Source organism: Paenibacillus sp. BK033 (genome assembly GCF_004345425.1).
GTDB lineage: Bacteria > Bacillota > Bacilli > Paenibacillales > Paenibacillaceae > Pristimantibacillus.
The window spans coordinates 136,634-158,831 of the sequence record NZ_SLVP01000003.1 but is presented as its reverse complement, the minus strand read 5'-3'; the positions used below and the strand labels follow the sequence as shown (position 1 = coordinate 158,831).

Annotated in this window: 20 protein-coding genes and 1 tRNA gene; 17 read left to right on the top strand and 4 right to left on the bottom strand. The window is 51.5% G+C overall.

The genetic code is table 11. The annotated features are described in order from the left end of the window. Positions 1–82: 82 nt before the first annotated feature. The gene (locus tag EV294_RS13015) at positions 83–622 is read right to left on the bottom strand and encodes a phosphatidylglycerophosphatase A family protein (protein ID WP_207918142.1); all 540 of its coding nucleotides are present in this window, start codon (positions 620–622) and stop codon (positions 83–85) included. Between the two features lie 132 nt (positions 623–754). On the opposite strand from EV294_RS13015, the gene EV294_RS13010 reads away from it, so the two are divergent. From EV294_RS13010 to rdgB, 3 genes are all read left to right on the top strand, one after another. After that, a complete protein-coding gene (locus EV294_RS13010; RefSeq protein WP_132307369.1) occupies positions 755–1,819 on the top strand; it encodes a GerMN domain-containing protein in 1,065 nt (354 codons plus the stop codon). Between the two features lie 160 nt (positions 1,820–1,979). Continuing rightward, the gene (gene rph / locus EV294_RS13005) at positions 1,980–2,717 is read left to right on the top strand and encodes a ribonuclease PH (protein ID WP_132307367.1); all 738 of its coding nucleotides are present in this window, start codon (positions 1,980–1,982) and stop codon (positions 2,715–2,717) included. Between the two features lie 4 nt (positions 2,718–2,721). Continuing rightward, positions 2,722–3,354, top strand: a complete 633-nt coding sequence (gene rdgB / locus EV294_RS13000) for an RdgB/HAM1 family non-canonical purine NTP pyrophosphatase (RefSeq protein WP_132307365.1) — start codon at positions 2,722–2,724, stop codon at positions 3,352–3,354. A gap of 154 nt (positions 3,355–3,508) precedes the next feature. Here the strand turns inward: rdgB and asnB are convergent, their stop codons facing one another. Further along, positions 3,509–5,353 (bottom strand): asparagine synthase (glutamine-hydrolyzing), encoded by a 1,845-nt coding sequence (asnB, locus tag EV294_RS12995; protein ID WP_132307363.1) that lies wholly within the window; start codon positions 5,351–5,353, stop codon positions 3,509–3,511. A gap of 132 nt (positions 5,354–5,485) precedes the next feature. On the opposite strand from asnB, the gene EV294_RS12990 reads away from it, so the two are divergent. Together EV294_RS12990 and EV294_RS12985 are read left to right on the top strand one after the other, a co-directional pair. Beyond that, positions 5,486–5,827 carry a hypothetical protein gene (locus tag EV294_RS12990; RefSeq protein WP_132307361.1) on the top strand — a complete coding sequence of 114 codons (342 nt, stop codon included), beginning with the start codon at positions 5,486–5,488 and terminating at the stop codon, positions 5,825–5,827. 166 nt (positions 5,828–5,993) lie between these two features. Continuing rightward, positions 5,994–6,599, top strand: a complete 606-nt coding sequence (locus tag EV294_RS12985) for a P-loop nucleotide/nucleoside kinase family protein (protein WP_132307359.1) — start codon at positions 5,994–5,996, stop codon at positions 6,597–6,599. A gap of 187 nt (positions 6,600–6,786) precedes the next feature. Here EV294_RS12985 and EV294_RS12980 read toward each other — a convergent pair whose 3' ends face one another. Then, positions 6,787–7,458, bottom strand: coding sequence for an NAD(P)H-dependent oxidoreductase (locus tag EV294_RS12980; RefSeq protein ID WP_132307357.1), 672 nt, complete (start codon positions 7,456–7,458; stop codon positions 6,787–6,789). A gap of 190 nt (positions 7,459–7,648) precedes the next feature. Between EV294_RS12980 and EV294_RS12975 the strand changes: the two genes are divergently transcribed. Beyond that, positions 7,649–8,050: a winged helix-turn-helix transcriptional regulator gene (locus tag EV294_RS12975; protein WP_132307355.1), complete on the top strand. Its 402-nt coding sequence runs from the start codon at positions 7,649–7,651 to the stop codon at positions 8,048–8,050. A 112-nt stretch (positions 8,051–8,162) separates the two neighbouring features. Here EV294_RS12975 and EV294_RS12970 read toward each other — a convergent pair. Continuing rightward, positions 8,163–8,239 (bottom strand) — tRNA-Arg (locus EV294_RS12970). Between the two features lie 266 nt (positions 8,240–8,505). Between EV294_RS12970 and EV294_RS12965 the strand changes: the two genes are divergently transcribed. The 11 genes from EV294_RS12965 (at position 8,506) to hemA (ending at position 22,192) form a co-directional block, all read left to right on the top strand. Then, complete coding sequence (locus EV294_RS12965; RefSeq protein WP_132307353.1) at positions 8,506–9,393, top strand: hypothetical protein; 888 nt, start codon at positions 8,506–8,508, stop codon at positions 9,391–9,393. 88 nt (positions 9,394–9,481) lie between these two features. Continuing rightward, positions 9,482–10,786 carry a trigger factor gene (tig, locus tag EV294_RS12960; protein WP_132307351.1) on the top strand — a complete coding sequence of 435 codons (1,305 nt, stop codon included), beginning with the start codon at positions 9,482–9,484 and terminating at the stop codon, positions 10,784–10,786. A gap of 220 nt (positions 10,787–11,006) precedes the next feature. Continuing rightward, positions 11,007–11,594 (top strand): ATP-dependent Clp endopeptidase proteolytic subunit ClpP, encoded by a 588-nt coding sequence (gene clpP / locus EV294_RS12955; protein WP_127494642.1) that lies wholly within the window; start codon positions 11,007–11,009, stop codon positions 11,592–11,594. Positions 11,595–11,621: 27 nt separating this feature from the next. Next, entirely contained in the window at positions 11,622–12,878 is a 1,257-nt protein-coding gene (clpX, locus tag EV294_RS12950; RefSeq protein WP_015846009.1) for an ATP-dependent protease ATP-binding subunit ClpX, read from the top strand. A gap of 89 nt (positions 12,879–12,967) precedes the next feature. Then, complete coding sequence (gene ispG, locus EV294_RS12945; RefSeq protein ID WP_132307349.1) at positions 12,968–14,077, top strand: flavodoxin-dependent (E)-4-hydroxy-3-methylbut-2-enyl-diphosphate synthase; 1,110 nt, start codon at positions 12,968–12,970, stop codon at positions 14,075–14,077. 171 nt (positions 14,078–14,248) lie between these two features. Then, complete coding sequence (lonB, locus tag EV294_RS12940) at positions 14,249–15,952, top strand: ATP-dependent protease LonB (RefSeq protein WP_132307347.1); 1,704 nt, start codon at positions 14,249–14,251, stop codon at positions 15,950–15,952. Between the two features lie 36 nt (positions 15,953–15,988). Next, a complete protein-coding gene (gene lon / locus EV294_RS12935) occupies positions 15,989–18,499 on the top strand; it encodes an endopeptidase La (protein WP_132307345.1) in 2,511 nt (836 codons plus the stop codon). Beyond that, a complete protein-coding gene (gene yihA, locus EV294_RS12930; protein ID WP_132307343.1) occupies positions 18,496–19,101 on the top strand; it encodes a ribosome biogenesis GTP-binding protein YihA/YsxC in 606 nt (201 codons plus the stop codon). The genes lon and yihA overlap by 4 nt, the downstream gene beginning before the upstream one ends. A 181-nt stretch (positions 19,102–19,282) precedes the next feature. Beyond that, entirely contained in the window at positions 19,283–19,873 is a 591-nt protein-coding gene (locus tag EV294_RS12925) for a non-ribosomal peptide synthetase module (protein WP_132307341.1), read from the top strand. A gap of 354 nt (positions 19,874–20,227) precedes the next feature. After that, on the top strand, positions 20,228–20,626 hold the full coding sequence (speD, locus tag EV294_RS12920; protein ID WP_091185927.1) for an adenosylmethionine decarboxylase: 399 nt from the start codon (positions 20,228–20,230) through the stop codon (positions 20,624–20,626). Between the two features lie 195 nt (positions 20,627–20,821). Further along, positions 20,822–22,192 carry a glutamyl-tRNA reductase gene (gene hemA, locus EV294_RS12915; RefSeq protein WP_132307339.1) on the top strand — a complete coding sequence of 457 codons (1,371 nt, stop codon included), beginning with the start codon at positions 20,822–20,824 and terminating at the stop codon, positions 22,190–22,192. Positions 22,193–22,198 lie beyond the last annotated feature (6 nt).

Genomic DNA, 22,198 nt, shown 5'->3' with positions numbered 1-22,198 from the left:
AGAATATAGAAAAGGCTCAGAGAGAAGAGGCTCAAAGAAAAAGCTGTCCTGCAAATGCAGGACAGCTTTTTGTGCCAAGTTTCTATTCCTTCAATCGTTCCGCTTCTTCTTCGCGTCCGGCTTGCTTGCGATGAGCCAGACGGCTTGCGGCCGCAGCGGCAATTGCTCCGACGATATCATCCAGGAAAGTATGGATTTGACCGTCGTTCTTGTCGTTCAGCTTTTTCAGAATGCCCGGCTTCAGCTTATCGATGTAACCGAAATTGGTAAACCCGATGCTGCCGTATACGTTAACGATGGAAAGAGCCAATATTTCATCGCAGCCGTACAGGCCTTCGTCATTTCGGACCATCTCTTGCAAAGGAGCCATCAGCTTGCCTTCTTCAGCCAGAAGATCAAGCTGGATGCCGGTTAATACGGCATTCTGCACCTCTCTCTTGGACAGAACGGCTTCCACGTTGCTGATGCACTCGTCCAGCGTCAGTTCAGGATAATAATCCTTCTGAAGAAAATGCACGAGCTGTGCAATGGATGTTTTGGATACGCCGCGCTTGTCGAGCCATAGGTTGGTGGCTTCCGCGACCTCGCGGCTGTTTAAGCTGTAAGTGACTTGATTGAACAATTTTGTTACCCCCTCAGATTTTGTGGACAAAACTGGTCTAAAAAAGGGAAGGGCTCGTATACATAGTACTACAAATCAACAAATGTACAAAGTCGCCGAGCAGGCAATAACTAATTTTGGGAGGAAAGTTCAATGACTCAAACAAGATGGATTCGCCGTGCAGCAATTTGCGGTGTGCTGGTTTTCCCCATTCTTGCAACAGGATGCGGCTTAATTACGCAGGATACAAAAGGGGAGATCGACCCGCCTCAGCAAACCGCGTCAACAGGCAACGTAGACGGCACAAATACCGGACAGGCTGTTATGCCTGGACAAGACGATGATTCCAATCTGACCGTGTATCTGGAGGACCGTAACGGCTACCTCGCGCCGGTATCGCTCAAAGCATCGCTTACCGAAAATGCGGTAGAGGAAGCCGGCAAGAAAGCTCTCGAAATTATGGTGGATGGCGGAAGCTTCGCGAGCCAGCTGCCGGAAGATTTCCGCGCGGTACTGCCGAAAGGCACGGAAGTGAAGTCGCTTCACATCGATCCAAAAACGCAAGTCGCAACGGTAGAATTTGGCGGAACGTTCACGGATTATCCTGCAACGGACGAGCGTACGATCGTTGAAGCCATTACTTGGACACTGACGGCTATGGGAGCAAAAGGCGTAGAGCTGTGGTACGACGGCGCCAAGCTGCCGGAAATGCCGGAGGGCGGCTTCCCGCTTGACGAGCCGCTTACGCGTTCCGTAGGGATCAACCTTGAAGCGGCTGACGGAGTCAATTATTTGAACTCCACGCCGGTCACGCTCTACTTCTCGTCGCAAACCGCAAATGATGAACAATATTATGTACCGGTTACGCGTTTGATAAACCGTTCCGACGAGTCGACCGCGCAAGCCGCTATGGAGCAGCTGATTACCGGTCCGCTGAACGCTAAAAATCTGACTGCCGTTCTTACCAACGACGTGAAAGTGAACAGCATCAACCAGAAGGATGACACGGTAACGGTAGACCTGAAGGATCAAGCGTTTGAGACGGGGCTCCCTGCTCCGGCCGAGATGCTTGAAGCGATCGTTCTGTCGATTACGGAGAACACGGGTGCCGCCCAAGTTCAAATTACGCTGAACGGCCAGAATGTCACCGACGAGAATAACGTGGATTACAGCAAGCCCGTATCCCGTCCGCATCATGTCAACGCGATTAAAAGCTAAGCAAGCATCACGAAGAAAAGCAGTCCCGTACTGGTCTCTGAGACCGGTCGGGACTGTTTTTTGCCGGAAAAGATGCTTTTCGCGGGATGCTTTGATAAAATAGGAAAGATTGCATAGCCAGTACATAAGCAAAAGCAAATGATTCAGGAGGAACAAAAGAATGCGGACAGACGGTCGGCAACCGAACCAGCTTCGGCCCGTTACGATAACGACAAGCGTAAACAAATATGCGGAAGGCTCCGTACTGATTGAGGTCGGCGACACAAAGGTCATTTGTACGGCCAGCGTCGAGGAGCGGGTTCCGCCTTTCATGAAAGGACAAGGCAAGGGCTGGATTACGGCCGAATATTCCATGCTTCCGCGAGCAACCCATTCGCGTAACCACCGGGAGTCGGCAAAAGGCAAGCTGTCGGGCCGTACGATGGAGATTCAGCGTCTGATCGGGCGCGCTCTGCGCTCCGTCGTAGATTTGCAAGCGCTGGGCGAACGGACGATTACTCTTGACTGCGACGTCATTCAGGCCGATGGAGGCACGCGCACGACGTCGATTACGGGCGCTTTTGTAGCGCTGTGCCTCGCCGTTAACAAGCTTTCCAAAACAACGACGTTTGCCAAATATCCGATTACGGCTTTTCTCGCTTCGGTTAGCGTTGGCGTTATTCAGGAACGCGAGCTGCTGGATCTGAACTACGATGAGGATTCCAAAGCGAAGGTCGACATGAATGTGGTTATGACCGGGGAAGGCAAATTTGTCGAGCTGCAAGGCACGGGGGAGGATTCGCCGTTCTCGCGCGAAGAGCTTAACAAGCTGCTCGAGCTGGCAGAAGGCGGGATCGAGGAATTGATCGAGAAGCAGCGTGCGGTACTGGGTGAGATTGCGGACCGGATCGGAGGGTAACGAAGTGGCACAGCCTATATTGATTGCGACGAAAAACGAGGGCAAGGCAAAGGAATTCGCCCATGCCTTCTCCAAGCTGGGCCGGACGGTTGTCAGCCTGAACGAATATCCGGATTTCCCGGATATCGTGGAAGATGGCGATACCTTCTCCGCCAATGCCCGGATTAAAGCGAAAGCGGCCGGGGACGCATTTAAAGTGCCGGTGCTCGCCGATGATTCCGGCCTTCGGGTGACGGCGCTTGGCGGAGCTCCGGGAGTTTATTCGGCCCGCTACTCCGGCGAAGGCGCTACCGACGCATCTAACAACGCCAAGCTGCTTGAAGAGCTTGGGCGACTGAACGCGCCGGATGCAGCCGACCCTCTGGCGGACGGCACAAGACTGTTAAGCCCGGCGCAATTCGTCTGCGTACTCGCTCTATACGATCCGGCAACCGGGGATTTCGTCGAGACCGAAGGCACCGTTGACGGCTATATTGCCGAGAAGCCTCGCGGAGAAGGCGGCTTCGGCTACGATCCGTTATTCTGGCTTCCCCAGCTTAACCGCTCGATGGCGGAGCTGTCCAAGGAAGAGAAGCAGGCGATCAGCCATCGCGGCAATGCTCTCGCTAAGCTGATCGAGAAGCTTGCCAACAAGTAACCATGCAAAAAAACGTCACCGGATTATACCGGTGACGTTTTTTATTCTCCCTTTTAAGGTTTGGTGAGCGGAACGATCGAATGATTCTGGAGGGGAACAACAGCGGCCGGAAAAACATTCGAATGCGCGGCGATTATCGTTTATCGCTTCACGTTCACTTTACGCTTACTCCATACTCCTTCAGCCAAGTATTCACCTGATACAAATAAGCAAACAGCTGCGGCCCCGACATCAGCTGACCAAACCACGGTATATTCGATTTTGCCGAATCCGATTCGGCCAGCTCTCTGATCCTGCTTACATTAATAAGCGGAAGCAGCGGTGAGGAAGGATCGTTTAATATATCAAGCACAAGCCCTTTTACGGCCGCGAGGTAATTCGGATTATGCGTCTTTGGATAAGGGCTTTTCTTGCGCGTCAGCACATCGTCGGGCAGCACGCCTCGCAGCGCCCGGCGAAGAATGCCCTTCTCGCGGTCGCCGGCCGTTTTGATTTCCCAAGGGATATTCCAGACATACTGCACAAGCCGGTGGTCGCAGAACGGCACCCGCACCTCCAATCCGGCAGCCATGCTCATCCGGTCCTTCCGGTCAAGCAGGGTCGGCATGAAACGGGTGATGTTCAGGTAAGACATTTTGCGCATTTTGCGTACCGTTTCGGATTCTCTGTCCAGATGAGGCACTTCGGCAATGGCTTGCGCATAACGGTCGTTAATATAGTCAATCGGTTTGATCCATGCCGCAACGTCCGGCGCAAGCAGATCTGCCCGCATCGAGGAGGCAAGAGACCATGGGAATGTATCGGCGCTTAGCGCTTCCTCCCGGTGGAACCACGGATAACCGCCGAAGATTTCATCCGCCGCTTCGCCGGAGATCGCAACGGTAGCGCCTTTTTTGATCTCGCGGCAAAACAATAGGAGGGAGGCGTCAACGTCTGCCATGCCCGGCAAATCGCGTGCCAGCGTGGCGTCTCGGAGCGCGCCAACCAGCTCCGGCGTATCGAACTGGATCGAATGATGAATGGTATCCAGGTGGGAGACCATGCGCTCGATCCAAGGAGCGTCGCTGTTCGGCTGGAACGCATGCGCCTTGAAATGCTTGTCGTTATCCCGGTAGTCGACGGAATACGTATTTACATTGCCTTGGCCGGTCTGTTCGTAATAACGCACGGCCAGCGCCGTTAACGCGCTCGAGTCGAGTCCCCCGGAGAGCAGCGTGCCAACCGGCACATCCGATACAAGCTGCCGCTCGGTCGTATCCTTCAAGAGCTCGCGAACATGCTCGGCGGTAGCTTCGACATCCTCTTCGTGGGGGATGGCCTCAAGGCTCCAATATTTGGTCTTGCGGATGCCGGAGCGGGTAACCGTCATGCATTGTCCCGGCAGCAGCTCCGTGATGTCCTTATAGACTCCCTGGCCCGGCGTGCGGGCAGGACCGATAATAAAGATTTCCGCCAAGCCTTCGGCCCCAACCTCCGCTTTCACAGCCGGGTGGGCCAGAATGGCCTTTTGCTCGGAACCAAAAATAAAAAGTCCATCCGCAAAGCTGATGAACAACGGTTTTACGCCTAGTCTGTCGCGGGCCAGGAACATCTCCTGTTCGGTAACGTCCCAAATCGCAAATGCAAAAATGCCGTTGAACCGTTCGACGCAAGCCTTGCCCCATTCCATATAGGACACCAGAAGAACTTCCGTATCGCAGTGGGTCGTAAAGGTTCTGCCGCGGTCCTCCAGCTCTTTCCTCAGTTCAAGCGCGTTGTAAAGCTCGCCGTTATAGACAACGACATATGTGTCATCGCCCGAGCGCCGAATCATCGGCTGAGCGCCATTCTCGGGATCAATAACGCTAAGCCTGCGGTGGCCAAGCGCGCAATGGGATGAAATCCATGTACCCGACGCATCAGGACCGCGCAGCGCTAATGTCTCGGTCATTTTGATCAGGCTGCTGCTGTCCTGCGTTAAATCCCGGGTCCAATCGATCCAGCCGGTTATTCCACACATAATCTCATTCCTCTCTTCTGCTGGACTCCTGTAGCGATAATATCCGTTATATGCGGAAAAAAGGGATAAAATGTCTGTCCGCCGGGGGATGCTAAAAGCGCATGTTTGTGAAAAGGAGCTGAGTATTTACCTATGTCAGGCAATGAGCGTAAAAAATATTATGTCTCGGTCCAGGCCGGGCAAATTTTGCGGGATCAGGGAGCGGCCTCCTACGAGCTGGAGATTACGGCAAACGATGAGGAATTTAATCAGCTGCAAGTCATGTTCGAGGATTTATCCAGCATGGACGAAGCGATAACAGGGCATTACAATTACGCGGTGGGTACACTGCAGGATCTGCCAAGCGACAAACGGATGAATGCCGGCTACGACGCCATTCTCCACGATATCTACTTGTTTATTCATGAGCACGGAACAGAGACTACGCGCAAGCATGTTGAGGCTATGGGGATTTTGGATCCTGGCCGTCTATAAAATAGACCAATTCAGGGATAATGGACGCTCTTAGGAGAACATTATCCTTTTTTTGTAAGGGGATTGTCCGAAAATGACGGATTTTGTTAGCTTTGTGATACCTTTATTAGGCGAGGAGTGGTACAATGAGAGGATAAAACTAGTTTTATAGTGGAGGCATCAAGCATTGCAAAAGTTAGTGTTTTTCGTAGGTGTGGCAGGTACGGGCAAGACAACCGTAGCCAGAAAAATTTCCGAGCGCATTCCGGCGGCATTTCTGGATCGCGATACGGTAGGCGGGCGGTTTGTTGAGGCGATGCTGGAGCGTAACGGCCTCGACAAGAACGACCGCGATTCGGATTTCTACAAACAAAACCTTCGTGATCTGGAATATGACACAACCAAGGACATTTGCATCGAGAATCTCGCAGCAGGTCAAAACGTCTTTATGATCTCTCCTTTTACGGCGGAGCTTAAAAATAAAGCTTGGATTGAGGAAGTCATTGCGGCAGCGGGGCTGACAAAATCGCAGGTGGATGTTAAGGTGATCGTGGTCACGCTCGACAACATCGAGCTGCAAAAGAATCGCATTATTGGACGCCATACCGACCGCGACCAATGGAAGCTCGACAACTGGTCGCAATTCGAGAAACGCGTTGCTTTTGTACCCGAGATTAACTGGGATATCCCGCAATCATCCATCCTCGTGTATGACAATAGCGGCGATATGACGGACGAGCAGGTGGAAAAGCTTTATCAATTCGTAGCGGACAAAACCGCCGCTGCCGTATAATCATTCAGCAGGACGGTGCCCATTCGGGTCTTCGTTTTTTTATAATCTAAGCATGTATAGTTTTCTCTCTAACCGTGACTTATAATTCTCCGGATTTAAAACGAGCACCCCGCCTACGGACGGAGATTGCCGCGTTGCCTTGACCCGCGTGCGCCTTGAGATACAAGGCGCACGCGGGTTTCTTGTATTAATGCACCCATTCAACGACTTCGTCGATTGGACGCCGGGCCTGCTGATGTTTTGGCTCGGACGCGCGGTATCCGAAGGCAACCATGACCGACAGGTCGTATACCTCCTCGTCCAGGACGCCGGCCTTCTTTAGAATAGCCGTAACCTTTTCTTTGTTGTAACCTTCCATCGGGCAGGAATCGATGCCGATTTGCGCGGCTGCCGTCATCATATTGGCTAGCGGGATATACGTTTGCTTGGAAGACCAGTCTATCAGCGCTCTTTCGTTCTCCAGAATGCGGATATCGTTTTCTTGAAACTCCTTGTACACCGCGGGAATGGACTTGAACGCCTCATCGGACAAACCTTTAATATTCTTGTAAATGTATTCGACATATTCGGAATCGTATCTTACGTCCTTGCGGGCAAGGAGAAGGACCAGGTGGCTTGCGGTCGGGAGCTGTCCTTGTCCGCCGAACGCGACTTCGCGAATCTTCATTCGAAGCTCTTCGTTCTGGACAACGAGGAATTTCCACGCCTCAAACCCGACGGAGCTGGGGGAAAGTCTTCCCGTTTCCAATATAAATTGAAAATCCTCATCGGAAATTTTCCGGTCGGGATCAAATTGCTTGGTGGCATGACGGAATGCGAAGGCATCCAGAATTTCTTTCTTTTTTTGCATGTTATTCATCGTTGGAGTCTTCCTTTCGAATATCGGGTATTCATCAACGCGTTGATAAATTAGATCTTACATTCACGCATGCAAGGCAACAAGTACGCACAATTTTGTCGGATAATATCAAAATTGTGCTATAGTATTAAAAAAGATACTATAGGAACGTCAAACACAATACGGCTTCGTGCAAAGGAGAATCGTAATTATGGACAATAAAACGGATATCATTAATTTCGGGTGCCCGGTAACCGTTACGGTGGACGTCATCGGCGGGAAGTGGAAAGGCGTTATTTTATACCATTTGACGGATGGGCCCAAACGCTTTAACGAGCTGCGCAGGCTGTTTCCCCGGATTACGCAGCGCATGCTTACGCTGCAATTGCGGGAGCTGGAAAGCGACGGCGTCATCCATAGGGAAATTTACAAGGAGATCCCGCCAAGGGTGGAATACTCGCTTACGGAGTTTGGCGAAACGTTAAGGCCGCTGATCGTGCTTATGAGGGACTGGGGCGTGACCCACGAGAAAACCGTTCTCGCCAATCGGAAAACCAATGACGTCATGGCAAGGAACAGCGCGTCCATCAGCAGTTGCGGAGTTGAAGCGTAACAGGGGGATTTCGTTGAAGGAAGCTCAGATGGGGATTTACCCGGAAACGACAAAAAACCCGCATCTCCTTGTTTAGCAAGGAAGTGCGGGTTTGTGATTAATGGCTATAAAATGGCGTCCCAGGAGGGATTCGAACCCCCGACCGCACGCTTAGAAGGCGTGTGCTCTATCCGGCTGAGCTACTGGGACACGTAAGAATGAGTATAGCATTAAGTTGCTTGGCTTGGCAAGAGGTAATTTTTGAAAAAGTCTTAAATTACATCCGCGAATCAAATTCGCTTGGTAAATATAGCATAGGCGTGAATAGAAAATCAAGACTTAAGGGAACTAAGTTTTTATATTTATAGGTTCCGTGATATAATCGAACGCAAGCAATAGGCAGACGAATGATACGGTTTGACCGATAAGGCGGTGATACCATAACTACATCAGACAACGTATATTTATTTCCGAAGATGCTGGATCATTATCAAATTCAGCTCACCCGCATGCTGGAATCCGAGCAATACGGCGAAGCCAAAAATTTGCTTCGCTTCCTGCTGCAGTGCCGCGGTGAGGATGAACGGCATTACGAGGAATGGGGCAGCCTCCTTACCTGGCTGGAAATGGCTTTTCCGGGCTCCGAAGACGCGGCTATGCCGACCGGCGCCGACAATGAGGCGGGAGAGAGCGAAGAGAGCTTCCGGGAGCAGCTCTTGAACCCGCCCGAGCAAGATGAGGCTTACATTAAGCAAGTGCTCTATATTATGGAGCATCATCCGATGATCGACCAGCAGATCCTGGCGCTGGAACGAGCGGCATACATACACTCGCAGGAAGTGGACCAGGTTATGCTGGACTGGCTCTCGAGCGGCAAGACCATTCATCCGGTCGTTCAATTCAAGGCTTTGCAATGCCTGAAGAAGCGGGAGATATCGGGAATGGTCATGCTAGACCGGATGGGCGAGAAGGTGGAGCTTGATATAGAGGCGACGCCGCTGGCGCTGGATGATTTTCCGCAGCCTGTCATCCGGATTCTGGAGCGGGTGGAAGCCGTCACCGAAGCCGACGATCCGACGCTTCCTCATTTTGCCAGGGAGCTGTGGAAGGAAAGTCTCCAATTTCTGTATGGAACTTCGGCCTATCAGTGGATGCAAAGAGAGGACGATGAGACGGTCGACAGCTATGCGGCGGCGCTCCATCTTACCTTGCTGCTTACGGTTTACGGCTCCGCGAACGATGACGATATCCGCGAGGCGTATGGCATAACCGAACCGTTGAGGTTCCGTTACGAGCAGGCATGCAGGACTCTTCGGCAGGTAGCTGCCATGCAGCAATCTACCGAAGATGATCATCAGCCTTGAAATGATGGCCAAGGTTGATTATAATAGAGTGGTTTATGAAGCGAATACTAATTGGCGTGATGCGTAATTTTGGAGGGGAAAGCATAAAATGAAAGCAACTTGGGAAAAAATAGACAAGAACCTCGTGTCGATCGACGTTGAGGTTGATGCTGAGAAAGTCGCTGCAGCACTTGATCAAGCATTTAAGAAAGTCGTTCAAAAGGTAAACGTACCTGGCTTCCGCAAAGGCAAAGTGCCTCGTGGAATGTTCGAATCCCGTTTCGGCGTGGAAAGCCTATACCAGGATGCCATTGACATCCTGCTGCCGCAAGCTTACGAAGAAGCGGTAAAAGTGACGGAGCAACGTCCTGTTGACCGTCCGGAAATCGACGTTGAACAATTCGCTAAAGGCCAATCGTTCAAATTCAAAGCGAAAGTTATCGTTCGCCCTGAAGTAACGCTTGGCGAATACAAAGGTCTGGAAGTTCCATCCTTTGAAGCGACAGTTAGCGAAGAAGAAGTTAACGCTGAACTGGAGCGCCTGCAACAACGCCACGCGGAGCTGACTGTTGTTGAAGAAGGTCCTGCTCAAAGCGGCGACATCGCTGTAATCGACTTCGACGGTTATGTAGACGGCGAAGCATTCGACGGCGGCAAAGCGGAAAATTATTCCCTGGAACTGGGCTCCGGTTCGTTCATCCCAGGCTTCGAAGAGCAAGTTGTTGGCATGCAAACAGGCGACTTCAAGGATGTTGAAGTAACATTCCCTGAGAGCTACCATGCGGAGAACCTGGCAGGCAAACCAGCCGTGTTCAAAGTGAAACTGCATGAAATCAAACGCAAAAACCTGCCGGCTCTTGACGATGAGTTCGCGAAAGACATCAGCGAATTCGACACTCTTGATGAGTACAAGCAGGATCTTGTCTCCAAGCTGAAGGAAAACAAAGAGGGCGAAGCGGAACGCAACCTTCAAAACGCTGTAATCGAAAAAGCGGCTGAAGCTGCCGAAGTAGAAGTGCCGCAACCAATGATCAACACGGAAGTTGACTTTATGCTCCGCGATTTCGAGAACCGTCTTCGCATGCAAGGCATGAACATCGACCTGTACTATCAGTTCTCCGGCCAAAGCGAGCAAGTTCTGCGCGATCAAATGAAAGAAGACGCAGAGAAACGCGTTCGCAACAACCTGGTTCTGAATGCAATCGCGAAAGCGGAGAACATTCAGGTTTCCGAAGAAGACGTGAACGAAGAGCTCGAATCCCTGTCGAAAGCTTACAACCGCCCTGCGGCTGAGCTTCGCGACGTTTTCGAGAAAAACGGTCAATTCGACAGCTTGAAAGAAGACATCGAGCTTCGCAAAACGATTGAATTCCTCGTTGAAAACAGCAAAACGGCTGAAGTTGCCGGAGCGTAATAGATCAATTGAATAAATAGGAAGAAAAGGCACGTCATCGTCAGATACGTGCCTTCTTTTCACCCTACATAACGAAAGAGCCTTACCTGAAGAATGATCTTCAGTACATATCGAGCAATGCCCACCGTATACTGTATTATGGAAAAATGACATTGACCATTTGACGTGATACAATAGAGAACATGAACCAAAAAGTCATAGTAGAAAAGAGGTTGGTCGCATGAATCTGGTACCTATCGTAGTTGAACAAACGAATCGCGGAGAACGGTCTTACGATATTTACTCGCGCTTGCTTAAGGACAGAATCATTTTTCTCGGGAGCGCTATCGATGATGATGTAGCAAACTCAGTTATCGCACAGCTGCTTTTTCTGGCGGCCGACGACCCGGAGAAAGACATCCACTTGTACATTAATTCACCTGGCGGCTCGGTAACGGCCGGCATGGCGATTTATGATACAATGCAATATATTAAGCCTGACGTATCCACGATTTGCATGGGGATGGCGGCAAGCATGGGCTCGCTCCTCCTTACGGCTGGCGCGAAAGGCAAACGTTTCGCCCTTCCGAATGCGGAAGTTATGATTCATCAGCCGCTTGGCGGCGTTCGCGGCCAGGCATCGGATATTAAAATCCATGCGGACTGGATCCTGAAGACGAAGCAAAAGCTGAATCAGATCTATGTGGAGCGTACCGGTCAGCCTTACGAGAAAATCGATCGCGATACGGACCGCGATAATTTCATGAGCGCGGAAGACGCTCTGAATTACGGTTTGATTGACAAAGTAATAACTACTCCGGTATCCTAAGGATTTAATCGAAGGGGTGAATATGGCATGTTTAAATTCAATGATGAGAAGGGCCAGCTGAAATGCTCGTTCTGCGGAAAATCCCAGGAGCAAGTACGTAAACTGGTAGCCGGTCCCGGCGTTTATATATGCGACGAATGTATCGAGCTCTGCACGGAAATCGTGGAGGAGGAGCTTGGACATGAGGAAGAGCTTGATCTGAAGGACATTCCGAAACCAAAGGATATCCGCGCTATTCTTGATTCGTACGTAATCGGACAGGAATTCGCGAAGAAATCCCTTTCCGTTGCGGTATACAACCACTACAAACGGATCAACTCGCAAAGCAAGATCGAAGACGTTGAGCTTCAAAAATCCAATATCCTGCTTGTAGGTCCCACAGGCTCGGGTAAAACGCTGCTTGCTCAAACGATGGCAAAAATCTTGAACGTGCCGTTTGCGATTGCGGATGCAACCTCGCTGACGGAAGCCGGCTATGTCGGGGAAGACGTTGAGAATATCTTGCTGAAGCTCATTCAAGCTGCGGATTACGATGTAGAGAAGGCTGAACGCGGCATTATCTATATCGATGAAATTGATAAAGTAGCCCGCAAATCCGAGAATCCGTCGATTACTCGCGACGTATCCGGTGAAGGCGTGCAGCAGGCCTTGCTTAAAATACTCGAAGGCACGGTTGCATCCGTTCCGCCGCAGGGCGGACGCAAGCACCCGCACCAAGAGTTTATTCAAATCGATACTACGAACATCCTGTTTATTTGCGGCGGCGCATTTGACGGTCTGGAATCGCTGATCAAACGCCGTATCGGCAAAAAAGTGATCGGTTTCAGCTCGACCGGCGAAGTTCAAAAGGATCTGAAGCCGGGCGAATACCTGTCCATGGTTCTTCCGGAAGACTTGCTGAAATTCGGCTTGATCCCAGAGTTCGTAGGCCGTTTGCCGGTTATTTCGACTTTGGAGCCGCTTGATGAAGCAGCCCTGATGCGTATTTTGTCAGAGCCGAAGAATGCTTTGGTGAAGCAATACCAGAAGCTGCTTGAAATGGATAACGTGAAGCTGGACTTTGAACCCGCCGCTCTGGAAGCAATCGCCAAAGAAGCGATCAAACGGAACACGGGTGCCCGCGGCTTGCGTGCCATTATCGAGGGCATTATGCTTGAAGTGATGTACGAAGTCCCTTCGCGCGACGACGTGAGCACTTGTCTCATTACGGAGAAAAACGTAAAAGACAAAATCATGCCGGAGCTGACTGCTAAGAAGGGCAAGAAGAAGGAAGAAAGCGCCTAAGTTCATTACCGTCATTCCCTCCACCCTTTGGCCGCGGATTTATCGCTCGTCAAAGGGTGGACTTTGACGTTCATGGGAGAGATCATTTTATGTATTTGCGCAAGGATACTGTGCCGGTCAAAGTCGGCAACCTGACGATTGGCGGAAGCAATGAAGTCATCATTCAGAGTATGTGTACAACAAAGACGGCTGATGTAGAGGCTACAGTAGCCGAGATTTTGCGTCTGGAAGAAGCAGGCTGCCAGATTGTGCGGGTTACCGTCAACAATAAGGAAGCCGCCGATGCGATTAAGGAAATCAAGAAACGGATTCATATTCCTCTTGTTGCCGATATTCATTTCGACTACCGTCTTGCCCTTCTGGCGATCGAGAACGGCATTGATAAAGTCCGGATTAACCCGGGCAACATCGGCCGCCGCGAGAAGATTGAAGCTGTCGTGAAGGCTTGCAAGGAACGCGGCATTCCAATCCGGATCGGCGTTAACGCGGGCTCGCTTGAGAATCATCTGCTGGAGAAATACGGCTACCCTACGCCGGAAGCGATGGTGGAGAGCGCGCTCTTCCATATCGGCATTCTGGAGGAGCTGGATTTCCACGATATTATCGTATCGCTTAAGGCGTCCGACGTTCCGATGGCGATTGCGGCTTACAGCATGGCTGCGGAGAAAATCAAGTATCCGCTTCATCTTGGCATTACCGAAGCAGGCACGCTTCATTCCGGTACGATCAAGAGCTCCGCTGGTATCGGCGCATTGCTTGCAATGGGTATCGGCAACACGGTTCGCATCAGCTTGAGCGCGGATCCGGTGGAGGAAGTGAAGGTAGCCCGCGAGCTGCTCAAGACCTTCGGTCTGATTACGAACGCGGCAACCTTGATTTCCTGCCCGACTTGCGGCCGCCTGGATATCGACCTGTTCTCGATCGCGAATGAAGTGGAGGAGTATATCTCCAAGGTGAAGGTGCCGATTAAGGTATCCGTGCTTGGCTGTGCCGTTAACGGTCCCGGCGAAGCCCGCGAGGCGGATATCGGCATTGCCGGCGCCCGCGGCGAAGGTATGCTGTTCCGTTACGGAGAGATGATCCGCAAAGTGCCTGAAGCGGAGCTTCTTAACGAGCTTAAGAAAGAAATCGACGAGATTGTACGCGTATTCGAAGCGACTGGCGAAATTCCGGGACGCAAAAATCATGCGCATGCATAACGAACTCTCTGCCATCTGACAAAAGAGGCATTCCGAAACAACCCCGCTTGGCGGTTGACAAGGAATGCCTCTTTTTTCTTCCGGAAGCGATTATTCCCTGCAGCAAGGGGCAATACTACCAATTACGTACTCTTTTGCCGGAATAGTTCGCTTTGAGAGGAGAAGATATTAATGAGTTTAAGTATGGTTTTGATGCTGATCCAAGTCTTCTTTGCTGTGGTTATTGGTTTATATTTCTGGAATCTGCTGCGCAATCAGAAGACCAACCGCTCTGCGGTAGATCGGGAATCGCGCAAGGAGATGGATAAGCTGCGCAAGCTGCGCTCCGTCTCGCTGACGAAGCCGCTTGCGGAGAAAACGCGTCCGCAGGCGATGCAGGATATCGTCGGGCAGACTGACGGTCTGCGCGCGCTCAAGGCGGCGCTTTGCAGCGCGAATCCGCAGCATGTCATTATTTACGGTCCGCCGGGCGTCGGAAAGACGGCGGCTGCCCGCGTTGTGTTGGAGGAAGCCAAGAAGAATCCTTCGTCGCCGTTTCTGAATGAAGCGAAGTTTACCGAGATTGACGCAACGACGGCCCGGTTCGACGAGCGCGGCATTGCCGATCCGTTAATCGGCTCCGTTCACGATCCGATTTATCAAGGGGCAGGGGCGATGGGCGTGGCGGGCATCCCGCAGCCGAAGCCGGGAGCGGTGACGAAGGCGCATGGCGGGATCCTGTTTATCGACGAAATCGGTGAATTGCATCCCATCCAAATGAATAAGCTGTTAAAAGTACTGGAAGACCGCAAAGTGTTCCTGGAGAGTGCTTATTACAATTCGGAAGATGCGAATATCCCGCTTTATATCCATGATATTTTCCAGAACGGTCTCCCTGCCGACTTCCGTCTTGTAGGGGCCACAACGCGTTCGCCGCAGGATTTGCCTCCGGCCATCCGCTCGCGCTGCATGGAAATTTATTTCCGTCCGCTGCTTGCCAGCGAGATTGCTTCGATTGCCGAGAATGCGGTTAAAAAAATCGGCTTTGCTCCATGTCCGGATGCTGTGGACGTGGTGAAGAAATATGCGACGAACGGACGCGAAGCGGTTAACGTTATTCAGCTTGCAGCGGGTATGGCATTGTCCGAGAAACGGGATGCTATTACCGCGGCCGATGTGGAATGGGTTGTGAACAGCAGCCAAATTCCGCCTCGTCCGGACCGTAAGGTGCCGGAAGCGCCTCAGATTGGTTTCGTTAACGGCTTGGCGGTGTATGGACCTAATATGGGGACCTTGCTTGAGATCGAAGTCAGCGCCATTCCGGCGGCTGCCGGCAAAGGCCAATATACGATTACCGGCGTGGTCGACGAGGAAGAGCTTGGCGGCGGCTCCCGGACGCTGAGACGGAAAAGCATGGCGAAGGGCTCGGTTGAAAACGTGCTGACGATGCTCCGCCGTTACGGACTGACCCCGCAGGACTATGACCTGCATATCAACTTCCCCGGCGGCACGCCGATCGATGGTCCGTCTGCCGGCATTGCCATGGCAACGGCCATCGCCTCCGCAATCAAAGAGGTGCCGATTGACAACAAGCTGGCGATGACCGGCGAGGTTGGCATACACGGCAACGTGAAGCCGGTAGGCGGCGTGCTGGCCAAGGTAGAGGCGGCATTCCAGGCTGGCGCGGATACGGTTATTATTCCGCGCGAGAATTGGCAGGCGATTTTCGCGAATCTGGAAGGGCTGAAGGTCATACCGGTAGACCGGGTTGACGAGGTGTTCAGATACGTCTTCCCGGTTGGCGAAACCGTCGTCGCAGAGGTTGAAAACCATGTCGGTTCCGATCTTTTTATCGCTTCGGGGGTTCCCTATTTGCAGGCGGATTCCGTGGAGTGATAAAATAGGGTATTCGAAACAATTGGAGGTGCTGGTGTGGGATCCGGAAAAACGAAAGGCCGTCGGCTTCCCCTGCTTCCTTTAAGGGGGCTGCTTGTATATCCCAGCATGGTGCTCCACCTTGACGTGGGAAGGGACAAATCGGTGCGGGCGCTGGAGAAATGCATGATCGACGATCATATGATTCTTCTTTGCTCGCAATCCGAAGTCAATATTGAAGAGCCTACAGAAGACGATATTTACCGCGTCGGCACCATTGCGAAGGTCAGACAGATGCTTAAGCTGCCAAACGGTACAATCCGCGTGCTTGTTGAGGGCGTTGTAAGAGCCGAGATTGTGGACTATGTGCCTAACGAACAGTTCTACGAAGTGACGGTGCTCGAGCTTCCAGAGCCGGAGACTGACGATCCCGAAGTGGATGCGCTTATGCGGTCGGTACTCAGCCAGTTCGAGCATTACATTTCGCTGTCGAAGAAGGTAACGCCGGAGACGCTTGCCGCGGTATCGGATATCGATGAACCGGGCAGGCTTGCCGATGTCATTACAAGCCATTTGTCGCTGAAGATCAAGGATAAGCAGGATATTCTCGAGACGATTGATGTCCGGGAGCGCCTTGAGCGTCTGCTTGATATCCTGAATAACGAGCGCGAGGTGCTTGAGCTCGAACGCAAAATCAACCAGCGCGTCAAAAAGCAGATGGAGAAGACGCAAAAGGAATATTATTTGCGAGAGCAGATGAAAGCGATCCAGAAGGAGCTTGGCGAGAAGGAAGGACGCGCCGGCGAGGTCGAGGAGCTTCGCAATCAGCTGAATGAAGCGGGAGTTCCTGACCATGTGCGGGAGAAAGTCGAGAAGGAAATCGACCGTCTGGAAAAAATGCCCGCAACCTCCGCCGAGGGCGGCGTTATCCGCAATTATATCGATTGGTTATTAGCATTGCCTTGGAGCAAGCATACGGAAGACGATTTATCCCTAAGCAAGGCGGAAGAGATCCTGAACAACGATCACTACGGCCTGGAGAAGCCGAAAGAGCGCGTGCTTGAATATTTGGCGGTTCAGCAGCTGGTGAAGAAGATGAAAGGGCCGATTCTTTGCCTCGTAGGGCCTCCGGGTGTCGGAAAAACCTCGCTTGCCCGCTCGATCGCCAAATCGCTGGATCGCAAATTCGTTCGAATCTCGCTGGGCGGCGTTCGCGACGAAGCGGAAATCCGAGGTCATCGCCGCACGTATGTAGGCGCTATGCCCGGACGGATCATTCAGGGGATGAAGACCGCGGGATCCTATAATCCGGTCTTCCTGCTCGACGAGATCGACAAGATGGCAAGCGATTTCCGCGGTGATCCTTCATCCGCATTGCTTGAGGTGCTTGATCCGGAGCAGAACAATACGTTTAGCGACCACTTCATCGAGGTGCCGTTCGATTTGTCTAACGTAATGTTTGTCACAACGGCCAACTCTTTGCACAATATTCCGCGTCCGCTGCTAGACCGGATGGAAGTGCTCTACATTCCGGGCTATACGGAGCTGGAGAAGCAGCAGATCGCGGAACGCTACCTTCTGCCGAAGCAGCGCAGGGAGCATGGACTGGCGGAAAATCAGCTTGTCGTCGAGGATGAGGTTGTCCTGCAGTTGATCCGAGAATATACGCGTGAATCCGGCGTACGGAATCTGGAGCAGCAAATTGCCGCTTTGAGCCGGAAAGCCGCGAAGCATATCGTATCTGAAGGTTCCAAGCCGCAGGCTGGCAGCAAGGAGCGGAACGAAGGCGATTTGGCCGGTCAGCCGTATGAAGCTCCCGAGCTGAATGCGTTGGAGGCCGCTTTTGGCGGAGACGATAAAGCGGCAGCAACGGAGGAAAAGCAAGCCCACGCGGAGGCTTCGGCAGCGACGGTGACGGTTACGCCGCAGCTGCTGAAGGAATGGCTTGGACCTGCGAAGTTCCGTCATGGCACGGCCGAGGTCGAGAACCAGATCGGTGCCGTAACGGGCCTCGCCTGGACCGAGGTTGGCGGCGATACGCTGGTTATCGAGGTAACGGTTATGCCGGGCAGCGGCAAGCTTACCTTGACCGGCAAGCTTGGCGATGTGATGAAAGAATCGGCTCAGGCTGCCTTCAGCTATACGAGGTCCAAGGCTATTGAGCTTGGCATCGATCCCGAATTCCATGTGAACAAGGATATCCATATTCATATTCCGGAGGGCGCAATTCCCAAAGACGGACCATCTGCCGGCATAACGATGGCAACCGCTTTGATCTCCGCCCTGACGAACCGGTATGTATCGAAGGAAGTTGCAATGACCGGCGAGATTACGCTGCGCGGCCGCGTGCTCCCGATCGGCGGCTTGAAGGAAAAATCGCTCGCCGCTCACCGGGCAGGCATCCGAAAAGTGCTTCTGCCGAAGGATAATGAACGCGACTTAAGCGATATTCCGGACAGCGTACGCAGTGAGATGACTTTTGTTCCTGTCAGCCATATGGACGAAGTTCTGCAGCATGCGCTGCTGCCGGCTAACACCGAAGAGAAAGCGGGAACAGTAATCGGATGAAAATTACCCAATCAGAATTTATCATAAGTGCAGTAAGACCTTCGCAATATCCAGTTGACGCCTTGCCAGAGATTGCTCTGGCAGGGCGTTCCAATGTCGGCAAATCGTCGCTTATCAACAAATTGATCTTGCGTAAAAACCTGGCGAGAACAAGCTCGCAGCCCGGCAAGACGCAGCAGCTTAACTATTACCGCGTGAACGACATGGTCTATTTTGTCGATTTTCCCGGCTACGGCTACGCGAAAGTATCCAAGACGCAGCGGGAACTGTTCGGGCAAATGATCGAGACTTATATTCGCGATCGCAAGGAATTGAAGCTGCAGCTTCTCGTTATCGACATGCGGCACGCCCCGTCAAAGGACGATGTGCTCATGTACCATTGGCTGAAGCATTACAATGTGCCGACCTGCATCGTCTGCACGAAAGCGGACAAAATCCCGAAAGGCAAATGGGACAAGCACGTAAAGGTCATCAAGGAGTCGCTTGAGGCGGATCCGCGAGATCCGCTGGTTATGTTTTCCTCGGAGACAGGGCTTGGCCGCGACAAGCTGTGGGAGGTCATTAATGGAGCGATTGGGCATATAACGGAGATAGATCAATAACTTCCTCTATAATGCAGAGGATACAGCAAGAAATACGGCGTTCCTCGTGAAATCTACGGGATTTTTCTGAAATATGCGAGAATATCGAGGCTGAACGGCAGGAATAAAAAGCTCTGATCACGTATAATATACTTAGGCATTAAGAACAAAAGCGCAAGTTTAAAGAATTGAGGAGATTTTTATGGCTCAGCGGCTAGCCACAGAGTATGTAAGTGCCAAACTGCAATTGACGAGCGATGAGATGAAGCAATTTATTCGGTTTTTCGATGACCAGCAGGTATGCATGAACGTGAAGGTCCTCGATAACGGAAACCAGGAGCTGGTTCTCGAAGACGTAGCAGGGAAGGAAGAAGTCACACTGACGTTTGAACGTCAGCAAGACCTCTATGTATGTGAACTCTCTTGCCGCCTGATTCACCCCAAGCTGACCAACGCCATGCGCAAAGCCGTAACGGCTTTCCGTGGAGACGCAATTGTTAATCGTATCTACAGCCATTATACGATGATCTACCATTATACAAATGGCAGCGTCCGCAAAATCGTTGAAAGCACATCGTCGGGCACACGGGTCGTATTCGAATACAAGGATACGGTCGGCCAATTGGAGCGTGTGTTCAAGAGCCGCTTAATCGAACGTGAAATCGAGCTGGTCAACAACGCGATTAACGAATTGCTTGACCTGCGCAATCAAACGAAGGACCGTCTGCAAATTGCCGGCATCGACGAAAGACTGGCGATGCTGACCAAGAAATTGTTTGTATTAGAAGCTTAACTCGATAAGCCTTGAATCCAGGGAGCCGCTGAATGCGGCTTCTTTTTTTACGAAAAAATGATAATGCAATGGACGCTTTCCAAGGTACCGAAACCGCTTCAGCCACATACTGTGTATACGGGATTGAAGCGGAAAAAAGTTTTCGTTTCTTCCCGAAAAAAAGGGTTGCAATTCTGCCCAATAGATGTTATTTTTAATCTCGTTGAAAACATTGGTCTAAACAAAATAGGAACCAGGATTCACTCAGGACATGGTTATGTTGCGAGAGATTATTCCCTCGGGAAGTGAATGACGTAGGTCCTAGCGGATGAAATTTTTTTAAACATTTTATTCCTAGGAAGGGGGAACCGGAAGATGGAATATTCAACTTTCGGAAGACACGTTGCTGTTGATACTTGGGGAGTAGACTTTGATCTGCTGAACAACGCTGAATTTTTGCAAGCCCAAATGGTGGAGGCTGCTGAAGCATGCGGCGCTACCGTATTATCGGTGCAATCGAAACAATTTGAGCCTCAAGGAGCAACAGTACTTGTATTGCTGTCGGAGAGTCATCTCTCGATTCATACGTATCCTGAGAAAGGATTCGCCGCTCTCGACTGCTACACTTGCGGTGAAACTGTGGATCCACAGCTTGCGATTGACTACATGATCGCTGTACTGAAGCCGACAACTACTCATGCGAAGAAGCTGATTCGCGGCATGGGCGAGTTGAAAGTAGAAGAACCAAAAATGCAACAAGTTGAGCTTGTTTAAGCTTTTAAATTGAAACGATATAGAGATAACCATAGACCTCGGTCCATGGTTATTTTCTTTGTATAAACAGGGAATAATGGCAATGAGGGTTTTCAAACATTATTCATAAATGAAGCCAATATGAAGTTATACGGCTTGTCGAACTATGTTATAATCATTCTAAAGTTAATTTTGAAGAAAGGCAGGTGAACGCGCATGCACATTATCGTAGTTGGTTTGAACTATAGAACAGCTCCCGTAGAAGTAAGAGAACGATTTGCCGTAGCAGAGAAAGAATTGCCGGAAGCGCTCAAACAACTAATGAGCACGAACAGCATTATGGAATGTGTCATTGTTGCGACCTGCAATCGTACCGAGCTGTATGCGGTAGTGGACAGACACCATCTATGCGGGCATTATATCCGCAGCTTTATGGAGCAGTGGTTCAAGCTGCCAAGAGAGCAGTTCACAAGCCATTTATATATGCATGAGGATGACAAGGCTATCGAGCATCTATTCCGGGTAACAAGCGGACTTGATTCGATGGTGATCGGAGAGACGCAAATTCTCGGGCAAGTGAAGGATGCTTTTGCGCTTGCGCAGCAGCAGAAGACGACAGGAACCTTGTTCAACATGCTGTTCAAACAAGCGGTTACGATGGCGAAGCGCGCACATTCGGAGACAACGATTGGAGAATCGGCGGTATCGGTCAGCTATGCGGCTGTTGAGCTTGGCAAGCGGATCTTCGGCCAGTTCAACAAGAAGACCGTTATGGTGATTGGCGCCGGAGAGACGGGCGAGTTGACCGCAAAGCATTTGTACGCCAATGGCGCTGACCGCGTTATCGTGGTGAACCGGACTTACGAACGCGCTGCCCAGCTGGCCGAGAAATTTAACGGTATCGCTTGCTCGATGGAAGATGCGGCAAGCAAGCTTCATGAAGCGGACATCGTGATCAGCTCTACGGGAGCGGACGGTTACGTGCTGGAACGCCAAGCGGTAGCCGAGGCGATGAAGCGCCGGAAGTCGAAGCCTTTGTTCATGATCGACATCGCCGTTCCGCGCGACCTTGATCCGGGGATTGCCGCGGTCGAGAACGTGTTCTTGTACGACATTGACGATTTGGAAGGCATTGTGGCTAGCAATATCGAGCAGCGCCGGAAGGAAGCGGAGAAGATCGAAACGATGATTGAACAAGAGTCGGAACAGTTCGAGCAATGGTACAAGACGCTTGGCGTCGTGCCTTTGATCCGCGCCCTCCAGACAAAGGCTGCCCACATTCACGAAGAGACGCTTAACAGCCTGACGAACAAGCTGCCGGATCTGGACGAGCATGAACTGAAGGTGATCCGCAAGCTGACGAAGAGCATTGTGAACCAGATGATGCAAGATCCGATCCTGCGGATCAAAGAGATGGCCGGGGAGAAGCATTCCGAGGAAGCAATGGATATGTTCGTTAAGTTGTTTGCGCTTGAAGATGAGCTGGCCCAGTCGAAACAAGCTGAAGCAGACACGGCGTCTGCGGCGAAAAAGAAAACGATGCCTGCACGTCCGGCAGCTTCGGCACTGGCGTCCATCCTTCGATAACAGCGC